The organism is Chitinophaga rhizophila, from assembly GCF_019492185.1.
GTDB classification, from domain to species: Bacteria; Bacteroidota; Bacteroidia; order Chitinophagales; family Chitinophagaceae; genus Chitinophaga; species Chitinophaga rhizophila.
In genome coordinates, this window is record NZ_JAICCF010000004.1 from 865,532 (window position 1) to 888,517 (window position 22,986).

Genomic DNA, 22,986 nt, shown 5'->3' on the forward strand with positions numbered 1-22,986 from the left:
AGGTCACAGTTAAGCTCTCAGACTTTTAACTGGGTTAAGCCGGGCAACCTTAATGGTTTGAAAACTTATGGTAATGAAGGCAATTGACAGACATAGCACAGTAGCTACCAGGAACACCCACCAGGGAAATTCACTTCTGTATGCAAAATTGCCCAACCATTTGTTCATGAAATAATATGAGATAGGCGCTGCCACTATTACGGCAATAATCACCAATCTCAGAAAATCGACCGATAACAGGAAGATGATACGCCCTACTGAAGCACCCAACACCTTTCTTACGCCGATCTCTTTGGTGCGCTGTTCGGCGATGTAGGTAGCCAGACCAAATAGTCCGATACAGGCTATTAATATCGCCAAACTTGCAAAGATGACTGCTATCTTTCCCATCCGGCGTTCTGCATAGTACATCCTGTTAAAGTCTTCGTCAAGAAAGCGATAATTAAACTGGGCATCTCCGATGTTGCCCCTCCATTTGCTTTCTATCTGCCGCACTGCTGTACCTACCTGGGATGTACTTAGCCGGAACGATACCAGCCCGTTATTTTTTCCCAACGTAAGGCAAAGCGGACCTATGTTCTTGCGGAGTGATTCATAGTTAAAGTTCTTCACCACGCCGATGATCTTCAGTTCTTCGATATCCGGTGCTGCACCAGTGTAAATCTTTTGTCCGATGGGATCGTTGTACCCCAGGGATCTGGCCATTGCTTCATTGATAATGACCGCCCCTGAATCTGACGTAAACTCCTTGGAGAAATCACGTCCTTTCACAATCTGCATACCCAGCGTTTTGATATAATCCACATCTACATTCCAACTTTCGACGCTGATGCCGTTGTTCAGATCCATAGTGGCATTCTTCCAGTAGGTCCAACCTTTTCGCTGTGCAGTAGATACCGGCAGAAAGCCTGTAACAGTACCTGACTTTACACCATTGATACCTAATACTTCCTGTTTGAATAATTCCTCTTTCCCATTCAGTGCCACTGAGCCGCTGATAATCAATACCTGCTCTTTATCAAATCCGACATCTTTCGTCTGGATAAAATTCAGCTGACGGAATACCACGATGGTCGATATGATCAGGATTGCTGAAGTAGCAAATTGGAAGATGACAAGCACATTTCTGAAATTACTCTTTCTCAGTGCGCCGGACATTCCCTTTAGCACTTTGATAGGCTGGAAGCGCGACATAAAGAATGCCGGGTAACAACCTGCGCCTAAACCTATCAGGAATGGCAATGCAAGAATGGTCAGCAACAACTTCGCATTGAACATATTGAATACGGAGATGCTCTTGGATGCCAGCTGGTTGAAAAAAGGCAGCATGAGTATTACAAAGAGCAGTGCAAACAACAGCGATATCATTGAGGTGATGGTAGACTCTGTCAGAAACTGATATATCAGTGATGTTCTGTCCGTACCCAGCACCTTACGGATGCCCACTTCTTTTACCCTGGCTGCAGAACGTGCCGTAGACAGGTTCATGAAGTTGATGCACGCGATCAATAGAATGAATATGGCAATGGCCAGGAAGATGTATACAAACTGTACGTTACTGTTTGCAGACATTTCTCCCTGTCTGTCAGAGTACAGATGTATATCTGTAAGCGGGAACAAGTTAAACTCAAACCGGTTGTCTCCCCGGTTCAGCTGATCAGCACTGTTAAGCTGCATAATATCTTTCGCCTGCGGAAAAATATACTTCTCCACCACCTGACGCAGTTTCTTATTAAACTGTAGATAGTCTACTCCTGGCTTCAGTACCACGTATGTCTGGAAGTTAGCGCTCAGAAAGTTACCCCACTCATAATCCACTTCAGACATCGGGAAGATGAAATCAAAGTTGAAATGTGCATTGGCTGGAATATCCTTTATAACAGCTGTTACCTTATAGTGCTTACCATCTGCCTCCAGGATCTCTCCCACACAATTCACCGACCCGAAATACTTCTTTGCCATAGAAGCTGTAATGACAACACTGCCAGCATCATTGAGCGGCGTAGTACCGTTTCCAGCTACAACAGGTAAGGTGAACACATTAAACAAAGTAGAATCTGCATGTACAACACGATGCTCGTTAATCAGCTCATTGCCCTTTCTGATCAACCGGGAGTCTTCTTTTGTATAGAACCGTACATAGTCTTCTACTTCCGGGTAATCACTTTTAAGCGTAGGGCCGATAGGATCAGGGGCTACCGCTACCAGCTGTTCCACACCTCCGAATTTAACGTCGGCATTAATACGATAGGTGCGTTCTGCCTTCTGATTAAACCTGTCATAACTGAACTCGTCGTTCACATACAGCATGATCAGCAGAAAACAGGTGATACCCAGCGAGAGCCCGAATATATTCAGGAACGAATGGAACTTATGATTACGCAAATTGCGCCACGCAATTTTGAGATAACTCCTAAACATCAGTGATCAGTTTACAAAGGATTTAAAATAAAATGTCCAGTTCTTCCTGGCTGAGATTGACATGTGCAAAATCAGCAGGCGTTACCTGTCTTTCTTCCTCTCCGGACAGCAATTGTATTTGCTGCTCCAGGATGTTCATCCAGTCCTGTATAGTTTCTTTGCTGAATGCCTTTTCATTATATACCACATCCAGCTGCAACACACCATCTATAATCATGGCATTCAACTCCAGTCTGGCGGTCATATGGTTGTCGCCGTGCACATCTCTGCCTGTTGGCAGGGTTACATAGCTGAATAGATCATTGTGAAAATCGCGGGTAAAATCTCCCAGGTAGTTAAATCTGACATCGACCCGTCCGGTTAACTGGTCAGGCGAATCTGCTGATTTCCGGATCTCCTCCTGTATTTGATGGATGAGTATGGGGAATGGTACACCGGCGTCCTGAATAGTCAGTGGGTACATCACTGTAAACCAGCCTGCGGTACGGGACACGTCTGCACCATCCAGGTTCCTGCCATGGCGTTCCTGTTCAATTACGAATTTCTGTTTGCCTGTCCACAGTGCCAGTGCTTTTACCAGAGCCGCGTTCAGCAGAACGCCAACGTCAGCTTTATACCGCTGCCACACATTGGTGACCATCGCTGCATCCATAGTAAGCGTATAATGCTTGCTGTCTGCGATGAGCCAGTCAGACAGTTCATTGTCAGCCGATATAAAAGAAGCCACCTGCAACGGCTTACGCGCAGGATACTGGTTCCAGTCTACCTGTGCCACCGTTTTCAGCGGCAACGTTGTTCCCTCACGCGTCAGCAACTGATACAGGTCTTCCAATAATATGCGCCAGGTTACGCCGTCCACTACCAGGTGATGAGCAGTAATAAACAGCATATCCCTTCCATCTGCCAGATGGAGCAGCGCTGCTCTCATCAGTAGTCCCTGTTGCAGGTCAAATCCGCTCTTTATGCGTTCGCATATGGTAGACAAAGCTGCTTCAGTGGTACTGATCTCCTCTATCGGGAATGGCGCATCCAGGTGAAGCGGGTTGTAAAAGAGCTTTCCTGTGGATGCATTATAGTTAAGTCGCAAGCCATCATGGTGAGCCAGCAACTGGTCAAAAGCCTGTTGCAAACGGGCAAGCTCCGGCGTATGATGTAACTGTAGCAGGACAGATTGGTTATAATAGGCCGGCTGAGGGAATTGCTGTGAGAAAAACCATTTCTCTATCGGAGAATGCTGCTTCTCTCCCGTTATGATTCCCTGATCTGCTACGGGGCTGTCAGTGCCGGCATCGATATGCATACATACCATTTCTACGGTATGATATGCCAGTATATCCCTTACCTTCATCTGGATACCCTGTGCCGCCAGTTTCGTAGCAATCTGGATACCTTTGATAGAATCACCTCCGCACTCAAAGAAGTTGTCTGTCTGATGCATCTCCGGACAGCCCAGCACATCCCTCCATACCTGCAGTACACGGGCGGTTATACCTGTTGCAGCTTCTTCACGATCCTGGGCTATAGGTTGATGATGCAGCACCAGTCTGGCCGTATCAACTTTTCCATTATTGGTAAGCGGAATTTCCGGTACATGGTGGAAATAGGCAGGTATCATGTAATGTGGTAACCGGCCACCCAGGTAACTTTTCAGTTGCTTGTCTTCCAGACCTGCCATTTCATCTTCCGTGCGGTAGTAAGCGACCAGATATTGCTGTCCGGCATTCCCGGTGGTCACATCCAGCACTGCTTCTATTATGCCTGTATATGCCAGTAACTGCTGCTCTATCTCTGCCAGCTCTATCCGGAAGCCATTGATCTTCACCTGCCTGTCTGCACGGCCCAGGAACAGCAATATGCCTCCGGGCAACATCCTGGCAATATCGCCGGTTTTGTACATGCGGTTACCGGGAATAAACGGATCACTGATAAACCGTTGTGCGGTCAGTACTTCATTATGCAGATATCCTTTACCAACACCATCGCCACCGATATAGATCTCGCCGGTGAGGCCTTCGGGAACCTGCTTATTGTTCTCGTCCAGCAGATAGATCCCTGTATTTGCCGCGGGCACACCGATAGGAACGCTCAGCCACTCTTCTGCAGGATCAAACTGGTGAATCATACAACCTACAGTAGTTTCTGTAGGGCCATATTCATTATACAGGGTCACATTACCCTGGAATAACCGGTAGATATCTGCGGCCAGCCATGTTTCCAGTGATTCCCCTCCTATTACAAACACCCTGATGCTGGTATGTTCATCAATATACCTGCTAAGCTGTTCATTCCTTAAGAGCCGCAGGTGTGAGGGGGTGATCTTCACTACCACTGACTTATTGTCCTTTAATATCTGTTCGAGCACCAACGCCCCCGGAGAGTCATCGTATATGACTATCTTATTGCCGCTGAGCAGTGGCGGGAAGATAGCGGTAATTGTCAGGTCGAAGGAAATAGCTGTATAAAGTGGCATTGTTGCCGGTTGTTCCTTCAGATAGTGCCTGATGCCCCAGCTGGTATAGTTCACCAGTGACCGGTGAGCAATCATTGCCCCCTTTGGATTTCCCGTTGTACCGGAAGTATAGATCACATAGGCCAGGTCGTCAGGAGTATGTGCGGGCGCAGGCGCAGCTGTCGCAATATCAGTGTAGATATCTGCCAGGACCTTAATACCCGGTAAGTGCTGGTATTGATCCTGCAGATCGCTGGTGGTCAGTACCAATGGCGTGCGGCAGTCGCTCAGTATATAAGCAATACGTTCAGCAGGCAACTCCGGATCTACCGGTACATAAGCCGCTCCGGCTTTCAGCACACCCAGCAGAGCAATAATAAATGCTGGTGAGCGGTGAAACAGCAAAGCAACGATCGTACCTCTGGTAATCCCTTCCTGCTGTAACCTCTTAGCTACTGCGTTAGCGCGCAGCTCTATTTCTTTATACGTGTAGTCAATTCCTTTGTATTCAATCGCAATGGCCTCTGGCCTGGCAGCTACCTGCAGTGTAAAGAGCTGGTCTGCCGTTTTATCCCGTGGATAGTCCACCGGTAGGCTCATTTGCGGCGGAGCAGCATCCGCCAGCGACAGCTGACTGATCACCGTACCGGGATCAGCCAGTACATGCTGCAGCAATGCATTCAGACGCTGGTTAAATGTCACTATCGTGCTCCTGTTAAATAAACTGGTGGCATATTCTAATTGGTAGCGCAGCGCTGTTCCGTCGTCATACACTTCCAGCGTAAGATCGAACTTCGAGATACCCGAATCAACATTCACTGGCCTGATACGCAGTCCGTCGTACTCACCTTCCGGCATGGGCATATTCTGATAGACGAACATGGTATCAAATATGGGTTGCCTGGCTGGATCTCTCACCAGTTCCAGCTGCCGCAATACTTCTCCGAACGGCACATCCTGGTGCGTCATGGCTTCCAGCAGCGCCTCTTTTTCTTTCTTCAGTGCATGCAGGAAGCGGTCGCCCGGCTCCAGCGGATGCCTGATGGAGAGGTTGTTGACAAACATTCCCTGCAAGGGTAGCAGGTCGAGGTGGTTTCTGCCGGCCACGGGTATCCCTATCACAATATCCTGCTGGCGGGAATACTTATGTAAGAGAATCTTATAAACAAAGAATAATAATACCTGCATTGTACAACCAGCCTTATGGGCTAATTCTCGAAGATGCAGTGTGGTATCGGCGTCAAGTTCAAAGAACAGCTTTTCTCCTTTTGTAGAGAATACTGCAGGTCGTTGACGATCCAGCGGTAATTCCAGCACAGGTAATGTACCTGACAGCTGTTGCTGCCAATAGGTACTGTTCACCCCCTTTTGCTGCCATGCGGCGTAGTCGAGGTAGCGGACTTTCAACGCCGGCAACGGGCCTCCTGCATACAATGTAAACAGTTCATCTACAAAGAGACTTACAGAGATCCCATCTGATATGATATGATGGAAATCCAGGAAGAGGATACTACCTGATATAAGCGTAGCCCTGCATAGCGGTGCTTTGGAGAGATCGAAGGGTTGTACCAGCGAGCGTAGTATACCTTTATCTCCGGACACTACTGACATGCTGAACGTTACCTCCTTCTGCATACGGATAACTGGTACGTCCTTCAAATGAAATGACATCCTGAAAACATCATGGCGTTCCAGCAATGTCCGGATGCAAGATGCGAGTTTGTCAGCATCCACAGGCCCGTCGATTTCAAAAGCTACAGGGATATTATAGGCTACAGCGTCCTGTTCACGTGCCCAGGTATAATATAGCGACTGTTGTATGGGAGAAGCGGGTAATTCTGCCGGCTCATATTCCAGCACAGGAATACTGACCACCGGAGAATGAGTGCTTTCACTACTGACAACTGCTTCCAGTGCAGCGATGGTTCTTTTCTCAAACAGCAGCTGGAGTGGGAAAGACTGGTTGAAGGCACGGGATATTTTCATAGAGGCTTCGATTGCCCGAAGGGAATTACCCCCGGTTTCAAAGAAGTCATCATAGATCCCGATCGCATCATGCTGCAATACTTCTCTCCATATAGCGGCTAATGTTTCTTCTGTAGCAGTACGAGGACCGGCAGATGACTGCGTATCCTTCATTGCCCGGGCCACTTCATCCGCAGTATCCATCAGCTCATCCAACTGCTCAATAAGTTTAAAACGCTGCAGTTTACCACTGGTAGTACGGGGTATGTTACGTACAGGGATAATCAGGTCCAATACAATTCCCAGTCTGCTGTTGATATGCCTTTTCAAAGCGTTGGCCAGCGGCAGGAACTGTTGAACAGTACCCCTGTGGAAAACGAATGCAATGGCTTCTTCTATTTGTGTATGATAATTGAAACGCCCGGCAGCTACTATTTTGTTCAGGCTGATACCTTCCACTTCAGCAGCCACCTGCTCAATATCGTGGGAATAGAAGTTTTGTCCATTCACGAACAGTACATCTTTCATCCTGCCTGTTACGTAGAGCTGTCCTTCGCGCATAAACCCGAGGTCGCCGGTCTTCAGCCAGCCGTCGGCAGTGATCAGTGCAGCTGCGGCGTCAGGATTATTGTAGTAGCCTTTTGTAACGTTCTCGCCCCGGATCTGTATTTCACCGATTTGCAGATCGGGCAAGGGGGTGTTGTCTTCATCTGCAATCCGGAGAAAACAATCCGGTACAGGCGTACCTACGTTGACCATTAAGGCGGTGTAAGCGTCTGTGGTTGTCTGCACCCTTACCTGTTCGCCTCTGCCCGTAAACCGGCCATCAATTGCCAGGGTTTCCGCAGGTGTTCCGATACCTGACATGGTTACTGCCAGGCTGGCCTCTGCAAGTCCGTAAACCGGCCTTACAGCCCGGGGTGATAATCCTACAATAGAAAGCTGTGCTGTAAATTCTTTATAGAGATAAAATGAGATAGGTTCTGCTCCATTATAGAGTATCCTTACGGCAGACAGATCCCATTCTTCGCTGATGCTGGCGTGTCTCAACAGGTATTCATACCCGAAGTTGGGCGAGCTGAGTACGGTGACCCTGTGTTCAGTAACTTTCTCCATCCAGAGTGCCGGTCTTCTGATAAATGTGGAGGTCGGCATCAGCATTTGCTGCATACCGCAGCATAACGGATTAAGGTGGAAGCCAATGAGGCCCATATCGTGGGTCAGTGGCATCCAGCTCAGCATAACATCCTGTTCAGTATACCGGGCAGCAGTGCTAATGGCGTTAATATTGGTAAGAAGGTTACCATGAGTCAGGCACACACCTTTCGGTTTTCCTGTAGAACCGGATGAGAATTGTATAAAAGCAAGATCATCTTTGCCGGACTGATATATTGTGCCGGCGGTGTGTTGATTGGAAATTTCGTTCAGAGAGAGCGACCGTTGCTGCATCTGTTCAAAGATGTGATGCTGCTGATGTTTGTGCGCATATGCGGCCATTTTGTCCAGATCAGCATCAGCGATGGCGAGGAAGGGATGGTGTAATACCCCCCATACATTAAACAGCTTCTGCCTATGCTCATCATTCTGGCCTACAGTTAATGGTACCGGGATAATTCCGCCCAGCAGACAAGCCCAGAAGACAGTCAGGAAAGTACTGTTATCTTCTATTTGCAGTACCAGTTCGTGGCCAGGCGCGAGTCCTTTTTGCTGCAGGTAGTATAATGAGGATAAGGCCTGCTCAAACAGTTCCTGGTAAGAAACAAAATGTTCATGTTGACCGGATTCAATAAAGGTGATGCCTTTATGTGCCACATGTTTCTTTTCCAGCAGTATTTCACTCAGGCTGTTATAATGTGTCATTCTTCATTGGATCTATGGTTATTAAGCCGTGGTACGCTATTCCTGTACAACGCCGAATACGCGGAGATATGCTTCGGGTACGGTCATCAGCAGGTCCCGCTTCATGAAGCCGGTCCATACTATAAATTTCCCCATACCATCGTGGGCTACAATCCCGCAGGAGAGGCCTGCCAGCGAACTATCAACAATGGTTATCTGTTCACCTGGCGCTAACTGAGTTAACCTCACTTCAATGTCTTCACCAGCATTACAGAGAATACGTATATTCCTGATAGTGGTGTCGTTTACGCGGACAATTCCTTATTCAAACTTCACGAAACATAGTACGCCGTTGACGCCGGGACAATCAAAGTATTGCTGGATACTGTTAAGATGGACGAATATGTAAGAAGAAAATACGGGCTCATAATGCATATGTTTTTCAATCTTGTAGTTTGTAAGCACTTTTCTCAATGGCAGCAGATACGTTGTTTCCAGATCATCTAGTCTTTCTGCAATCTTTTTCTCATAACACGGTCTGGTGTATAACAGATACCATGCGGAAACGAAGTGGCTTATTCCTTAACGTTTAAATACAATAAGACTAAGCACAGTAATGTTCATTTCGTACCATGGGTAACAATTAAAATGGTACGGATAGGGTTTCGCATGGTGTTGACATAGCTATTGCCGCAACCCTTTACAATTACTGTCTGCGAATATGTTAGCAAAATACTTCAAAATGCATAGTATATACTATAGTATAACTACCAAATATCATTTCGGTTTTTACTAATTACCTGTATATGATGTGCTTGAAATAATGACATTGGTATTGAGGTGGATGATTCTGTTATACAGGGCATACTTCAGCAAACCCACTGTAGACTTGAGTCCCAGTCGATCGCGTATATCCTGTCTGATCTTTTCAATAGACCTTGTACTAAGGAAAAGCTCATCTGCAATTTCTTTGTTTGTCTTCTCTTCCCACATCAGCTGCACAACCATTTTTTCTCTCTCATTTAATCCGAGCATGGACTCATTATTCTCCCTGGTCATATTCCTTCGCCGGTTCAGATACAGTGCTTCTGTGAAGAGCTTATTCCTGAAGATATCATTGCCTGCTATCATGCGAATAGCATAGACCAGCTCTTCACCGTCATCTGCTTTAGATATATAGCCGTATATACCCAGATCCTGCAACTCACTGACTACTTGCAGGTCTGTACACATCGACAATATCAGGATATTGACCTGTGGAAAATTTACACGCAGCGTCTTTATCTGCTCGAGATAATCAGGAAAGGAGATATCCATGATCAGTACATCTACGGGTCGTATATGGAGCCGATCCGTCAGATCATCAAAGCCGGAAGATATAATTTCCACAGACATCCCGGGCTGCTCAGACAAATACTTTCTGAGCATTTTTGCAAATAACGGTGTCTTGTCCAGGATTGCCAGGCTTATTGTTTTCATAACTCTAAAAGCTATTAACGGGTCTATAAATAATAATACAGGCTAACAGATATTAACCTCGTGCATTTGTAGTCATACGGTTATTTATCAGGTAATCAAGTTAACATAGCATCGCGTCTGTTTACGCACGGTTTACGACTGACGTTTATGACAGACAAAAAGTTTTGTCTGATTGGTTAAAAAACATGGTAAACATACTAAAAACTTATTAATTGAAAGCCGGTTTCCGATAGTTTAATCCAATTATAATGTGGTGCATTTCAATTGGCAGAAGAGACCGGCAATGTTCAGATTTTCGCATAACTTCATGTATTTGTTTACGTTAAATGCGATTCCCATTTTAAAAAGCTAGCAGGTAAATGTAGTTTTTCTTTTTATATTTGGACGCCCTTTTATTTTCCGGACATCTCTATGTAAAGGAAACTAAGAAAAAGTTCCGAGAATAAAAAAACAAAAAGTATTTCCTCATGAAGTTAAAGCATATAATCCATGTTGTCATTGTTGTTCAGCTCATCACCTTATTCTCCTGCCCTCAGGGTTATTCACAGATAAAAGCATTAAACGGCACTACCATTAGCGCCAGTCAGATGGATAAGATACTTAAAGCCAGAATGCTGTCTTTAAATATACCTGGACTATCCGTTGCTATTATCAATGACGGAAAGATTGTCTATCACCGTACAATGGGAATGGCCAATATTGAACGCAGGCAGCCAGTGGATAAACAGACCCTTTTTGAAGCCGCCTCTCTCACAAAGCCTGTCTTTGCCTACTTTGCCATGAAGATGATGGAGAAGGGCATTCTTCACCCCGACACACCTTTATATAAATATCTGCCGCCACAGGATTTCGATTATGATAAACGCTACCAGGCTATTACTGCAAGAATGATACTGGACCATACCAGCGGACTGCCCAACTGGCGATCTGATAATCCGGGAATGGAGATGGATATTAAATTTAACCCCGGCACTGAGTTTTCTTACTCAGGAGAAGGATACTACTACCTCGCAAAAGTAATTGCTCATCTCACAAATAATAACCTGCAAAGCATCGCTGATCTGTTGCAGACAGAAGTGTTCACTCCGCTCGGTATGGCGCAGGCACATGTAGTATGGAATGACTCTTTGTTACAACATATGGCGTATGGATATGATGAGAAAAGACACCCACGTAAGCTCTGGAAGCCAAAGGTATTCAATGCCGCCTCCAGTCTGCTGACCGAAGCCGACAGCTATGCGCACTTCCTGATAGCCATGATGGAGGAAAAGGGATTGACACATGCATCTTTCAACGATATGCTGCAAAATCATATCGCCTTGCCCGCAGACCACCTTATCAGGAAATACTTTGGTTATACTGCCTGGGGATTGGGGTTTGCCATGAAGCCAGGGCCGAACGGCATGTTGTATTGCCATGGAGGTACCAATGAAAATTTTGAGTCTGGGTGTATGTTTTCCAAAGAGCAGAAAGCCGGATACATATTTTTCATCAACACCGATAAAGGTATTCCAATGAATAACCTGATGGAAAAACTACTTACTACAGGACACCCCTGATACTACAAAAATTTGCCCTACTGCTGGCAGGAAGAAATGCATGTTTCCCAGCTCATATTGCTGCGGCCCTGATCTTCGTACTATTTTATACAAAAAGACCTATCTGTCCGACGGGAGCAGGTGTCATAGCGATAATGAAATCCTCCCAGCTATCGAGTGTAAGACCAAAGCTCCGGATATCGTTCAGCTGTCTCAATGCTGCTTCCAGTTGGGATCTTTCTATAGTAGTTGCCAATGCCAGCAAATCTATGCGCATCAGCACATCTTTCGTGAAAGTGCGTTTTGCATCTGCAAAAGTGATGGATTGCAGTAGTTGTTTAGTCGTATCTGAATTAAGCAGCAATAAGGTGTATGCCGCAAACTCAAACCTGTCAAACCCAAGCATATAACAGGTATCATCCAGCATGACAGGCTTTTCGTCTTGTGGCAATACCAGTGTAAAGTGAAAGGTCTTATAGAGCCCGGATATTGCTACTTTGTACGGCTTGAATGAATAATCGCCTATGCCGAAAATAGAAAAGGGTGGCTTGTTTTTATAAATGCTGGACTTTCTGGCACTAAATAAGTGCTGATGATCGATCAGATACTGGTAGGTTTGGGGATAATCCTGTCTGATGTAACTGGTCTCCTGCCCTACTTTCCGTTGTGTGACAATCGTATATCTCCTTGGCGTGTCCACAATGGTCGTCTTCAGATCAGAGCTTTTGAGGATACCATATACCAGCCCATCTTCCAGTTGTATTTCTTCCTTCAATCCGTTAACATAGTGCTCGTCTGCTTTTTCCAGTTCCATGATGGAGGAGCAATCATGTTTGATCCCCTGCCGCCATTCAAACGCGCTATTGCCGTCGATATGCTGCGCCTTGTGGTAGATAGCCAGGTTAGAAACGAACTTATCTCCTTCCCAGCCGAAGCTCACTCTGGCAATGTCGTTATTGTAAAAATCAAACTCTGCACATGCAAACGCCGGGTCAGTGTTCAACCGGCAATAAAACAAAGCTGCTTCTACCGAAACATTGAACTCTTTTTTGCTATCGATGCAATGCTTTTCAATATCTGAAATTGCATATTGTTTGGCGTATTGATCGTAGACAATATTTTTAATGACCGTGTTTTTAACAAGTAGTGCGATATGGCCACGCCCGTGCTCAAATGCGCGGATCATCATCAATGAAATATACTCGGCAATATCGAAGTTGCCTTTTCCGGTCATTGCATCCAGTCCGCTAAGATTTTTGAAATTGGACTTCTGGGGCAGGTTCTGTGAATTAAGCGTACTTAGCTTTGCGTTTGTTACCCAAGGCGGGTTGCCGATAATTAATATCTCCTGTTTACTGAATGTGCTGGCTATTGTTTCAAAATCCACGTCAAACACACTGCTGTGAATGATGGTAATGTCAGGCTTTTCAGCAGTTGGATGAGTAAGATAAAAATCGATGATATTGAACCTGGTTTCCCAAACGTAGGGCTTATAGATTTCGACACCGAAAATATGCTTTGCTTTGGGGAAATATTGCAATGCAGCCAAAATGAAATTACCTTTTCCGCAGGTAGGTTCAATGACAACATCAGGCGAGATATCTTTATTTTTCAGATGTGCCGCCACGTTGTTAGCGAGGGCCAGATTGGTCTGAAAGTCTCCATACTCAGATCTGTCAGGATCGGCATTCAGTTGCCTGGAAGGCATCAATGTTGCCCGGAGTGTATGTAAATCCTCTTCACAATCAAAAAACTGTATACACCTGAAGGTGTCATACATCTTTTGATTAGCATCCTCCACAGATGAAATATTTTTCAGTGCTTCGTTTAAATATAAGGCTACTTGTTGAGGAATGCTTGCTTCGAATACTGTCATATTTTAGGTTTGTCGTAACTCACAATCTTTTCTACGCCGGGAGTATTCTCAGGCAGCGTAACAATACGTTGATACTGCAATCGCCACTGTAATGCGTTGGATATAGTCAGGTAGCCTTGTTCCGGTTTCGTCAGCAAGATCTGTTTGGCCATAAGCTCGAGTGTGATTTCATCAGCGGGAATATTTTTATCCTGCAGATAAGCAATAATATCCGCCTCGTTAGCGCCGTCTTCCACCATCTGACGCAAACGGAAAGAGGTGGTAAAGTCGGCGGTTCTTTCTTTATGAACGAAGGAGCAACTTACAAAATTCAAGGTAGACGTACGGGTACTGGCATCATCTGTTTTGTCGTAGACAAAAACGAGCAGGTTATAACCTAGTCCGAATATCTTCTGTTTTGCGTCTTTGAAAGGGCAGGAAGATTGTGGCTGTTTGATGGAAGTTACTTTGATATCCGTGAGGATATCATCAGATGGTAGGTCTATGCCTCTTGCGGAGGAGCCTATTGCTACTTCGTATTTGTCTCGCAGGTATCGCTGGAAGCGTTGCTCGATTAATGTACCTACCGCTTTGCCATCTGTAACGCCATAAAGTTCCGGGTGCTGAAATTGTGATTGCTCGAGGCAAAACTGCTTTGCCTCTTGTATCAGCTTTTCTATTGTCAGCGTCTCTTTCTGTTGCATCGTTAAATTTACAGCTTTTGTTCTGTGCATATGGACAAAATATGTCATACGGACGGACGGATATTTCCGGGTAAGATGTCCGCGAAGGTATCATCCTGTCAGCTATTCTGGATAAAGTTACGAAGCAATGGGAAGGGAAAAAAGCTGATTCCACATAACTTATTAACAATCAGATGATCTCGCATAAAAATATTCCATCTTTCTGGAATGATTAACCTGACCGGCTGTCTACCGCGTCACTTTTTCCGTGGACGTAGGCCATTCCGCCTACTAGTCCCGGTTATATCTTCAAATGATCCCGTCGTCAAAAGGGCACTTTAAGGTCACTTCAATATCCCGGGGATATTGAAGTGACCTTAAAGTGCCCTTTTGGTGCAGGTAATGTATAAGACATTAGTAAAGTATCCATGGGGTAATTTGCCAGATTACTTGATAACGGGGAGAACTGGCTGAGCACAGGGATGGTCTTGGGTAGATATATGATTATTTGCTATATCAAGACAAATATCAGGCTTCCTGAACGACATACTCGGACGTTCCTTCATCCAAATAGCAGGTGATATCTTCGATTGGTAAAATGTTGGTTATCAAATCATTTATAACATACAGATCGAACTCCTCGTCCACATTGACTTGTCCGCATATAGGACAAAGCTCAACTTCCAGGATACCGTATACTTTGACCTTCTTTGCGTCCGGACTACCGATCTGGTTACCGCCCCACATGATACTATCTCCTACGCGAAATTCCCGGAAGGAAACATTCCCGTATTTGAACTGTATACGACCTTCATACTGTTTTTTACAAACAGAACAGGTTACATCTGCTAATAATATATTAAAGGAGCCCAAGAGAATTAATTAACTAAGTTATTAGTGGACGCGGCACTGCTGCGAATAGCCAAAGAAGGTGCTAACTGATGGCACACCAGGATTTGAAGAGATCACGAAGCTGTTGCGTCAGCGCGCCAAATTCATGTTGTTTGGCTATTACCTCATCTACGTAAGGCTTAAGATCTTCGTCAACGATATCTTCAGCCATTGAAGAGCTGCTGATTAGGATAAACGGAATCTGTTTAGCTTCAAACTGCGGATGACTGAGAAGCTGCCGGCGAAACTCAAGACCGGTGGTCTTGGGCATCATCAGATCACAAAGGATCAGGCATGGCGTGTCTGTCGTTGTTGTCAGGTATTCTATTGCCTTTGAAGGCTCACTGAATACATGGTAACATTTGAACAGACCTAAATCATCCAATGCCTCCTGCATAATCATTTGGTCATCGATATCATCTTCAATAATAATTAATGGTCGGTATTGATCCATGAGCGCCTACTAATCTTTAAATTGAAATGCGGGAGAACCTGTAAACCCAGGATGAACTAGTGTATAAGCAAGCACATCAGCCCGCTTAATAACACTAATGTAGAAAGAATGGCTCTGAGTGAAGCCAGTACTGAATGATGGCCTGCAACTGCCGGAAGGTAGACTTATAGTCCAGCTGTTTCACAAAAAACCCTTGCACCTGCAGCTCGTGGGCCTTGTTGATGGTCTCAGGAGATGCTGTTGTCGTCAGAAATACAAAAGGTATGGTACGCTTATGCAGTTCCTTCATACCCAACATCTGGATACGAAACTCTATACCGTTCACCATTGGCATATTAATATCACAAATTATCAGAACGGGTCTGTCGGTAGTTTCCACAAGGTAATTCAGTGCATCGCTGGAATAAGCAAACGTTTTGACTTCCAGGCGCTCATCCAGATCTTTAAGTGCTTCCTCAATCAACAGGCGGTCATCTGCATCATCGTCCACAATAATAATCAACCCATTTTCTAGCATAAATCTCGATTGGTTTCAGTTGGCTCTATCCACCTTAATAGATGATTTCATATGTATACACCGTTTATTAAGTGCAGCAGAAAGTTCATCTATTTTAATGAAACATCATTTTTAAGGAGACGCAAATATACGAGCAGATATTTGTGTTAACATAAATTAAGGGTTAATATTTTAAACTTTTTAGGTATTTGGTTGAGGGGATTAAACGGTATATCAGGGGTCGGATATGTCAGGGAGGTTTAATATTAGAGTAAATGGCGATGGGAAGTGAAATGCTTCAAGATAAGTTACCCCGAAGCATTTCTGTCATATGATGTAAGAGAACTTGCTTATCCATATGAATAAAAGACTCAAACATGATTTTACTAAATAAAGTAGTGTCCTGAGTGGTCAGAGTTTTGAGTCTGCGATGCTAACTTCTCAATGCCGCTACAAGTTTATTAGCGGCGTCTTTGAAAAAGGTTTCCATTTCATATTGGGAAACTGCTTGATAAGGCTGCCTCTTCCCATTATTTTTCGTATAGAATTTCGGACCTCTTTTTCCTTCTTCAACCTGACAACCGTTCTGACAGGGCACATATTGAAAGTTGTAATTTCCTGCAAATTCGTTGTTCTTAATAAGGATGACTTTAAAATCCACTTTGTATCCTCTGGCCGCAATGTCACCTTTCTTAAATAGCTTCTTTTTTCCGCTACTAGTATAATACTCATTTGTGCTGTAGATAACGTTGGTCTCCAGATTAGTTAATTCCAGAATAATATCAGTGTCCGTGCTATTCTTCAGCTCTGTGTAATCAATTTTCTCACCTGTTTTTTTTACAATCTCATTAAATAGCGCCCTATCTCTGACAGTAAAATTCTCTTTGAGCAATTCCTTCTCAATTATGTTGTAGACATATATGTTTGCATCCTCTTCCGTGGCGTTTGACTTGGAGTTTGGCACTCTCAGAACAATTTTTGGTTTAGGGTTTTGTCTAAGAAATTCCCTTAGATTGCTCGTAGAAATTGTGTCTGAAGGCGGTCGCTGAAAAGAAACAAATTTCGATGATGAACAACTGATAGTTAGCATTATGAGTGCTAGAAAACAAAAAGATCTCATTTTTTGGGGGATTTATATTAATGGAACGATATGTTAACTAATGCTGTGTATCGCTATCAAATGGGATAAATTACACTGCATTACACAAACTAATTGATACTCCATATTTCGCCGGCCAGCTTTAGCAGCTTCTTATGTCTTTCTTCCAAAACAAGTTTGGTATAGTCTTCGATTCCGCAAACTTCTTTAGTGAGATCGAAGGATACCAATCTATTCTTGCTGTTGTATATTTCTTTTTTCTTTGCGAAAGAATAATTTTGGGCAGCTGAATTTTTCCTGCCACTCAGCAAAGTTAAATTGCCTAGTTTATGAATAAGATTTTTATGTTCTATTTCAGAGAACCTCTCCTGCCAATACTGATCTGATAGTTTCTGAGGAAGAATGTGTTCAATAGAAATAGTTCCCTCATATGTTTTGGTAACGGATGTATCCTGTAACTCCTGCTCAAGTCTTAAGAGTATCGCAGTAGCATATTGTGCTCCATAAACGTCAGCGGAGATAAAATTCAAAAACTCTTCGTTGTTAGCATATTCCTTAATTTTATCGATGATCTCCTTTACGGTGCCGCCTCTATTAATTAGGTTTATGACGTTGTAATAAACAGTATTCCGTTGCGTTTTCCCTAATCGTCTCACCCAGTTCTGGTAAGTGACCCGTTCCAGATACTGAAGGAAATTATTCAGTTCCTTTGTATCTGTTATGTATTTCATAAAGCAGAGCAATGGTGGGATCCATTCATCATGACTTACCCGGTGCAGGGATGAAAGTATTCTCCGGGTAAAAGCATCGTCAAATTTATTCTCTTTTATTCTGTTATATTTCTTAGCTGAACTAATTAGCTGATTGAGGAAGGTGATTGAATCAGACTCAAAAGTATCCAGGTAATTCTCATACTCTTTATTAAGATCAACACGTTGCCTATCGCCGGTGATAGAAGTTCTATAATGGCTAAAAAAGACATCCAGATTTGGGATAGATATTAGTTCTTCTAACTCATCCCATTTATCTTTGATCTGTTCATGATCCTGGTCAACAGGCGTGATTGCAAAAAGCTTATTCTTAATCAAGTCAGCATTAGACAATGACATTCCACGAGCATTGAGCACATTGAACAATCGATAAGCAGATTGGAAGTTCTCAGTTTTCACAAACACAACGTAGATATTCTCCAGCAGATAGTTGGCATAAAAGCATAACTTCTTCTGATCAAAATGCTGCAGGTGCTTTTCGACAATTAAAGAGTTGGTCAAAAACCTTAATTGGGTAACTGGGAGGTCTGATTTGTCAACTATTGGCTTACCTGCAAGGATATGATCAATAAAAAATTGTTTATCCTGATCTCTTACGTAGAGTCTTGGCTTCTCGGGAGCACCAGTAAGTGCATTTATAGGCATAATCCTTCCTTGAAGAGACTGTTTTGCATCTGACGAGATAATTAGATCCCTTAATTTGGCAAGAATGATCACCAGCGTGGTAAGCCTTTGTTGACCGTCTGTTATTTCAAACCGATGGTCTCTTTCTTTCTCAATGGCGATAATTGATCCGATAAAGTATTCACTATCTTCCGCTTCAAATGCTTCGAGCGTGTCATTGATAAGATCCTGAGTATTTGATTCGACCCATGAATATGGTCTTTGGTAACTGGGGATTTCGTATGTCTTAGTACCTGTAAATACCGAGGACAATTTACATTCTTCAGCTTTCATTGTAATAGAGATTAATAAGACTTTAAGTAAACAACGATACCAAGTTATAAGAATGATTAATCATTTATGTTAATACCATGTTAATGATGATAACTTTATGATCCAATGAATAGCGAGAGAATGTGAGAGTAATTTTCAACCTGAAAGCTGAGAGAAAGAAACAATTTTACGGGTAGGTTATTGGTTACAGACAATAGATATAGGATGGTACGCCGATATCCGTTATTTCCAACAGCAGCGTAAAAAGTGAGCGCATTACAATATGCGAGACGAGTTGCAAAGGATATTGCGAGTATTCGGAGTAAGCAGTATAAGGTTGCATTTTTTTAATTTATACTATTTTTGAGTTGACAAAACGGTCAGTGATTGTGGATATTATCATATTTGTTACAGCCAGAGAATAGCCAAGGCGAAGAATTTTGGTTATAGATCAGGTGGGATGTCATGAATGGAATCATTGTCTTAAATGATTTCGACAATTTACCAGCGTGCATGTTTCTCCTTTCGCATGAAATAAATGTAACTTAATATGCTAGGTATGACCAATAATTGGCTTTAATATAATGTAAACTCGCAAGAACATGTATTTATGAAAGATAATTTCTCCTCGCAGTCAGATAAATATGCACAGTACCGGCCAACCTATCCACAGGAACTTTTTGGTTATCTCGACGCGGTCATTCAACATAAACATAGTGCCTGGGATTGTGGAACCGGCAATGGACAAATTGCCTATGAATTGGCGAAAACATTCGATCAAGTTTTTGCAACTGACATCAGTCAGTCACAAATAGATAATGCCGCGAAGTCAGATAACATCACCTATTTGGTTCAGCCAGCAGAAAGCACCAGTTTCCCAAACAAAACGTTCGACCTGATTACCATCGCCCAAGCTATTCATTGGTTTAATTTTGAACAGTTCTATCAGGAAGTTAGACGTACAGCGAAAGATCATGCATTCATCTGCGTAATTGGCTATGGAAGACTGCAAATATCGGAAGAAATTGATGCGATTATAACAAACTTCTACACAAATGTAATTGAAAAGTACTGGGACAAAGAACGTCGGTATGTCGATGAGGATTACCAAACAATTCCATTTCCTTTCAAGGAAATCAAGACACCTCAATTTGTAAACATCCAGCAATGGACTTTAGAACATTTGATTGGATACCTGAATACCTGGTCAGCGGTTAAACATTTCATTAAGGAGCAGGGTATTAATCCCGTGGATGACTTAAAGAGATTACTCCAACCATTCTGGCAAGATGCCGAAGCTAAAGCAGTTCGTTTTCCAATACTGCTGCGATTAGGACAAATAAACGGGTAACAGGAACCATACACCAAATTACTGCAGATTGTATCAATTTCAACTTACTTAAGACCAAAACAGCAAGTATCATCATCATGGAAAACCTTACATTCAGAAGAGCGACAGAAAACGACTTACCTGATATAGTGAATATGTTGGCCGATGACCACCTGGGTGAGACAAGAGAGAAGGTGACAGCAGATGTCCGAGAGCTTTATATAAAAGCTTTCGAGATCATTGACGCTGACAAAAATCAGGAACTAACTGTTGTAGAGACAAATGGCAAATCAGTGGCCACTTTTCATCTGACCTTTATACAATACTTAACCCATCAGGGCGGACTAAGGGCACAAATCGAAGCTGTTAGAACCAAATCAGATTACCGGGGTAAAGGAATCGGAAAAAAGATATTTGAATACGTTATAAACAGAGCAAAGGAAAAAGGTTGCATACTACTGCAGCTTACATCAGACAAACAACGACCAGATGCGATCAGATTCTATGAGGACGTTGGATTCAAGGCTACACATGAAGGTATGAAGCTTAAGCTTGATTAGGTGGATATTCATGCTTAGCTTGAAATTATGGAATGACATCTATTCGATTGTCGCACTGCTACTACTAGCTCATGCCATAAAAAGAGAATGTATCAAAAATAAACGAACGTTCTCAGAATTGCTTAAATGACTACCTGATTCCATCACGTACCCAAATAAAAAGAGGCTGCTCATTACTTTTGAGACAGCCTCCTATATAGCATCATCTTTATCAATACATCAATGCTCTCTTATCGTGGTTTCATCCGGTATATCAATTATTTTTTGTTTGGCCCCTTTCAGTACAAGGATGCCCAGGGTACCAGCTATCAGGGAAGATATCAGGATTCCATATTTAGATTGATCGATCATCTGTTCAGAACTAAATGCGAGTCCTGTTATAAATAAGGACATCGTAAACCCTACTCCTGCCAACATTGCTACACCGGCTATATGCCGCCATGTTGCATATTGAGGTAAACTCGCTATTTTTAACCTCACCATCAGCCATGTGAACAACAATACCCCTACAAATTTCCCTACCAGCAATCCAGTTGCAACACCCATGCTCACCGGGTTACCCAAGGAGCTAAAAAAATCACTGCCTATGACCATACCTGCATTTGCCAGCGCGAATAAAGGCATAATTACGAATGCCACCCAAGGGTGTAATGCATACTCTATCTTTTGCAATGGCGTTTCAGCGTCTAACGAAAGCTGCTTAATCTTCTCAATCGTCCTATGTTGTTCTGCAGTAGTCAGTGTTCCCTCCAAAGGTATTTCGTCCTCAAATTGTTTAGAATAAGCATTCAGGTGGCTTACATATTCCTGTTCATTGATTTTCGTCCGGGCAGGAATGGTGAAAGCCACCAGTACACCTGCAATAGTCGCATGTACGCCAGAAAACAAGAAGCATAACCATACGGCAATACCCACCAGCAAATAGAATAAGGTAGAACGAATCCCCAGGGCATTACCGCCGACCATCAACATCAACAAGCAGGCTCCTGCAAGTAATGGTGCAAACGAGATACTCGCCGTGTAAAAAAGTGCAATCACCAATACAGCACCCAAATCATCAGCTACTGCAAGTGCAGACAGGAAAACCTTTATAGACGAAGGAATGTTCTTTCCGGCCAGCGAAAGCAAGGCCAGTGCAAAAGCAATGTCGGTAGCCATCGGAATACCCCAGCCATTTGCCGAATCTCTTCCCTGATTGATCAAAAAATAAATAGCGGCTGGCACCAACATACCGCCAAGTGCTGCCACCATCGGGAGCGAAGCCTTTTTCATGGACGACAGCTCACCCGCCATAAACTCTCGCTTCAATTCCAGACCGATCACGAAAAAGAATAAAGCCATTAGCCCATCATTGATCCAGATATGCAAAGGGACGTCCAGTGCTTTATCTGAAAATGAAACAGCCAATTTAGTTTCCCATAAGTGATGATATGAATCATGCCATGCAGAGTTCGCCCATATAATCGCAGCGATCACTGCCAAAAAAAGTACGATACCGCCTGTAAATTCCTGATGAATAAAGCGGTGAATTGGTTTAAGCAGCCTGTCAATCGGTGTACTTGCCATCTTCTATGGATTTATATGCTAACAAAAGCGAATAATATATAACGTTTTAACTATTCAGGATATTAAAATTTGCTTAAAACGCATCTGCAATATACGGATTACTTGCCGGGACTACCGCTATTGACGAATCCAGCACGGGAGAATGGTATAAGGGGCAGTGAAAATAATACCCCCCCTCCCATGTAACCACAAACGTCTAACAGGTCTGCCGTAAACTGAGCGCTCAGGTATGGAAAAAGCATCTCCGAAATGACGCTTGTGATAAATACGTAGCTGAATACATGTAGTATAGGGAGCTGGTAACTCGGCCTGTTTAACAGCCACCGGCGTTCAAGGCTAATTAGGTGCAGGCTGATAGGCATGAATAATAGCGGGTCCAGGTAATTATCGAAGATCGGCACCTGGATATGTAGTCCCTTTTGCAATAGTTGGTGGACTGCAAATAGTATTGTGCTTAGGATAAAAAGAATCCGTTCCAGTCTGATTCTATTCATAGTGCTACTGCAAATGCGAAAATTAATATAATGAGGAAAAATGGTGATAATGCAAGCGCTACCAATAGAACCGGCAACTTCAAGATGAATAAGAGTACCTGAAGCAAGAATGGCTGCGAGGGCACTGGACGCATCCAATCTTGGAAACGTTTTAGATTCCT

Annotated in this window: 16 protein-coding genes; 3 read left to right on the forward strand and 13 right to left on the reverse strand. The window is 43.5% G+C overall.

What is annotated here, in order from left to right:
• Positions 1 to 9: 9 nt before the first annotated feature.
• The 5 genes from K1Y79_RS22995 to K1Y79_RS23015 form a co-directional block, all read right to left on the reverse strand.
• The gene (locus K1Y79_RS22995) at positions 10 to 2,421 is read right to left on the reverse strand and encodes an ABC transporter permease (RefSeq protein ID WP_220252545.1); all 2,412 of its coding nucleotides are present in this window, start codon (positions 2,419 to 2,421) and stop codon (positions 10 to 12) included.
• 22 nt (positions 2,422 to 2,443) lie between these two features.
• Entirely contained in the window at positions 2,444 to 8,695 is a 6,252-nt protein-coding gene (locus tag K1Y79_RS23000; protein ID WP_220252546.1) for a non-ribosomal peptide synthetase, read from the reverse strand.
• A gap of 36 nt (positions 8,696 to 8,731) precedes the next feature.
• Positions 8,732 to 8,923, reverse strand: coding sequence for a hypothetical protein (locus K1Y79_RS23005; RefSeq protein ID WP_220252547.1), 192 nt, complete (start codon positions 8,921 to 8,923; stop codon positions 8,732 to 8,734).
• Positions 8,924 to 8,995: 72 nt separating this feature from the next.
• Positions 8,996 to 9,253, reverse strand: coding sequence for a transcription termination/antitermination NusG family protein (locus tag K1Y79_RS29585; protein WP_220252805.1), 258 nt, complete (start codon positions 9,251 to 9,253; stop codon positions 8,996 to 8,998).
• A gap of 213 nt (positions 9,254 to 9,466) precedes the next feature.
• On the reverse strand, positions 9,467 to 10,153 hold the full coding sequence (locus K1Y79_RS23015) for a response regulator transcription factor (protein ID WP_220252548.1): 687 nt from the start codon (positions 10,151 to 10,153) through the stop codon (positions 9,467 to 9,469).
• A 467-nt stretch (positions 10,154 to 10,620) separates the two neighbouring features.
• Between K1Y79_RS23015 and K1Y79_RS23020 the strand changes: the two genes are divergently transcribed.
• Positions 10,621 to 11,712, forward strand: coding sequence for a serine hydrolase domain-containing protein (locus tag K1Y79_RS23020; RefSeq protein WP_220252549.1), 1,092 nt, complete (start codon positions 10,621 to 10,623; stop codon positions 11,710 to 11,712).
• A gap of 85 nt (positions 11,713 to 11,797) precedes the next feature.
• Here the strand turns inward: K1Y79_RS23020 and K1Y79_RS23025 are convergent, their stop codons facing one another.
• From K1Y79_RS23025 to K1Y79_RS23055, 7 genes are all read right to left on the reverse strand, one after another.
• Positions 11,798 to 13,567, reverse strand: a complete 1,770-nt coding sequence (locus K1Y79_RS23025) for a hypothetical protein (RefSeq protein ID WP_220252550.1) — start codon at positions 13,565 to 13,567, stop codon at positions 11,798 to 11,800.
• Complete coding sequence (locus K1Y79_RS23030) at positions 13,564 to 14,280, reverse strand: type II restriction-modification system restriction endonuclease (protein ID WP_220252551.1); 717 nt, start codon at positions 14,278 to 14,280, stop codon at positions 13,564 to 13,566. Before K1Y79_RS23030 ends, K1Y79_RS23025 begins: the two co-directional genes overlap by 4 nt.
• Before the next feature lie 477 nt (positions 14,281 to 14,757).
• Positions 14,758 to 15,102 carry a hypothetical protein gene (locus tag K1Y79_RS23035; RefSeq protein WP_220252552.1) on the reverse strand — a complete coding sequence of 115 codons (345 nt, stop codon included), beginning with the start codon at positions 15,100 to 15,102 and terminating at the stop codon, positions 14,758 to 14,760.
• Between the two features lie 61 nt (positions 15,103 to 15,163).
• Complete coding sequence (locus K1Y79_RS23040; RefSeq protein WP_220252553.1) at positions 15,164 to 15,574, reverse strand: response regulator; 411 nt, start codon at positions 15,572 to 15,574, stop codon at positions 15,164 to 15,166.
• Positions 15,575 to 15,668: 94 nt separating this feature from the next.
• Complete coding sequence (locus K1Y79_RS23045; protein WP_220252554.1) at positions 15,669 to 16,091, reverse strand: response regulator; 423 nt, start codon at positions 16,089 to 16,091, stop codon at positions 15,669 to 15,671.
• A gap of 412 nt (positions 16,092 to 16,503) precedes the next feature.
• On the reverse strand, positions 16,504 to 17,034 hold the full coding sequence (locus K1Y79_RS23050) for a hypothetical protein (RefSeq protein WP_220252555.1): 531 nt from the start codon (positions 17,032 to 17,034) through the stop codon (positions 16,504 to 16,506).
• Between the two features lie 245 nt (positions 17,035 to 17,279).
• The gene (locus tag K1Y79_RS23055; protein WP_220252556.1) at positions 17,280 to 18,896 is read right to left on the reverse strand and encodes a DUF262 domain-containing protein; all 1,617 of its coding nucleotides are present in this window, start codon (positions 18,894 to 18,896) and stop codon (positions 17,280 to 17,282) included.
• Between the two features lie 589 nt (positions 18,897 to 19,485).
• On the opposite strand from K1Y79_RS23055, the gene K1Y79_RS23060 reads away from it, so the two are divergent.
• A complete protein-coding gene (locus K1Y79_RS23060) occupies positions 19,486 to 20,226 on the forward strand; it encodes a class I SAM-dependent methyltransferase (protein WP_220252557.1) in 741 nt (246 codons plus the stop codon).
• A gap of 77 nt (positions 20,227 to 20,303) precedes the next feature.
• The gene (locus tag K1Y79_RS23065; protein WP_220252558.1) at positions 20,304 to 20,765 is read left to right on the forward strand and encodes a GNAT family N-acetyltransferase; all 462 of its coding nucleotides are present in this window, start codon (positions 20,304 to 20,306) and stop codon (positions 20,763 to 20,765) included.
• A gap of 219 nt (positions 20,766 to 20,984) precedes the next feature.
• Here K1Y79_RS23065 and nhaA read toward each other — a convergent pair whose 3' ends face one another.
• Positions 20,985 to 22,331: a Na+/H+ antiporter NhaA gene (nhaA, locus tag K1Y79_RS23070; RefSeq protein ID WP_220252559.1), complete on the reverse strand. Its 1,347-nt coding sequence runs from the start codon at positions 22,329 to 22,331 to the stop codon at positions 20,985 to 20,987.
• Between the last annotated feature and the right edge of the window lie 655 nt (positions 22,332 to 22,986).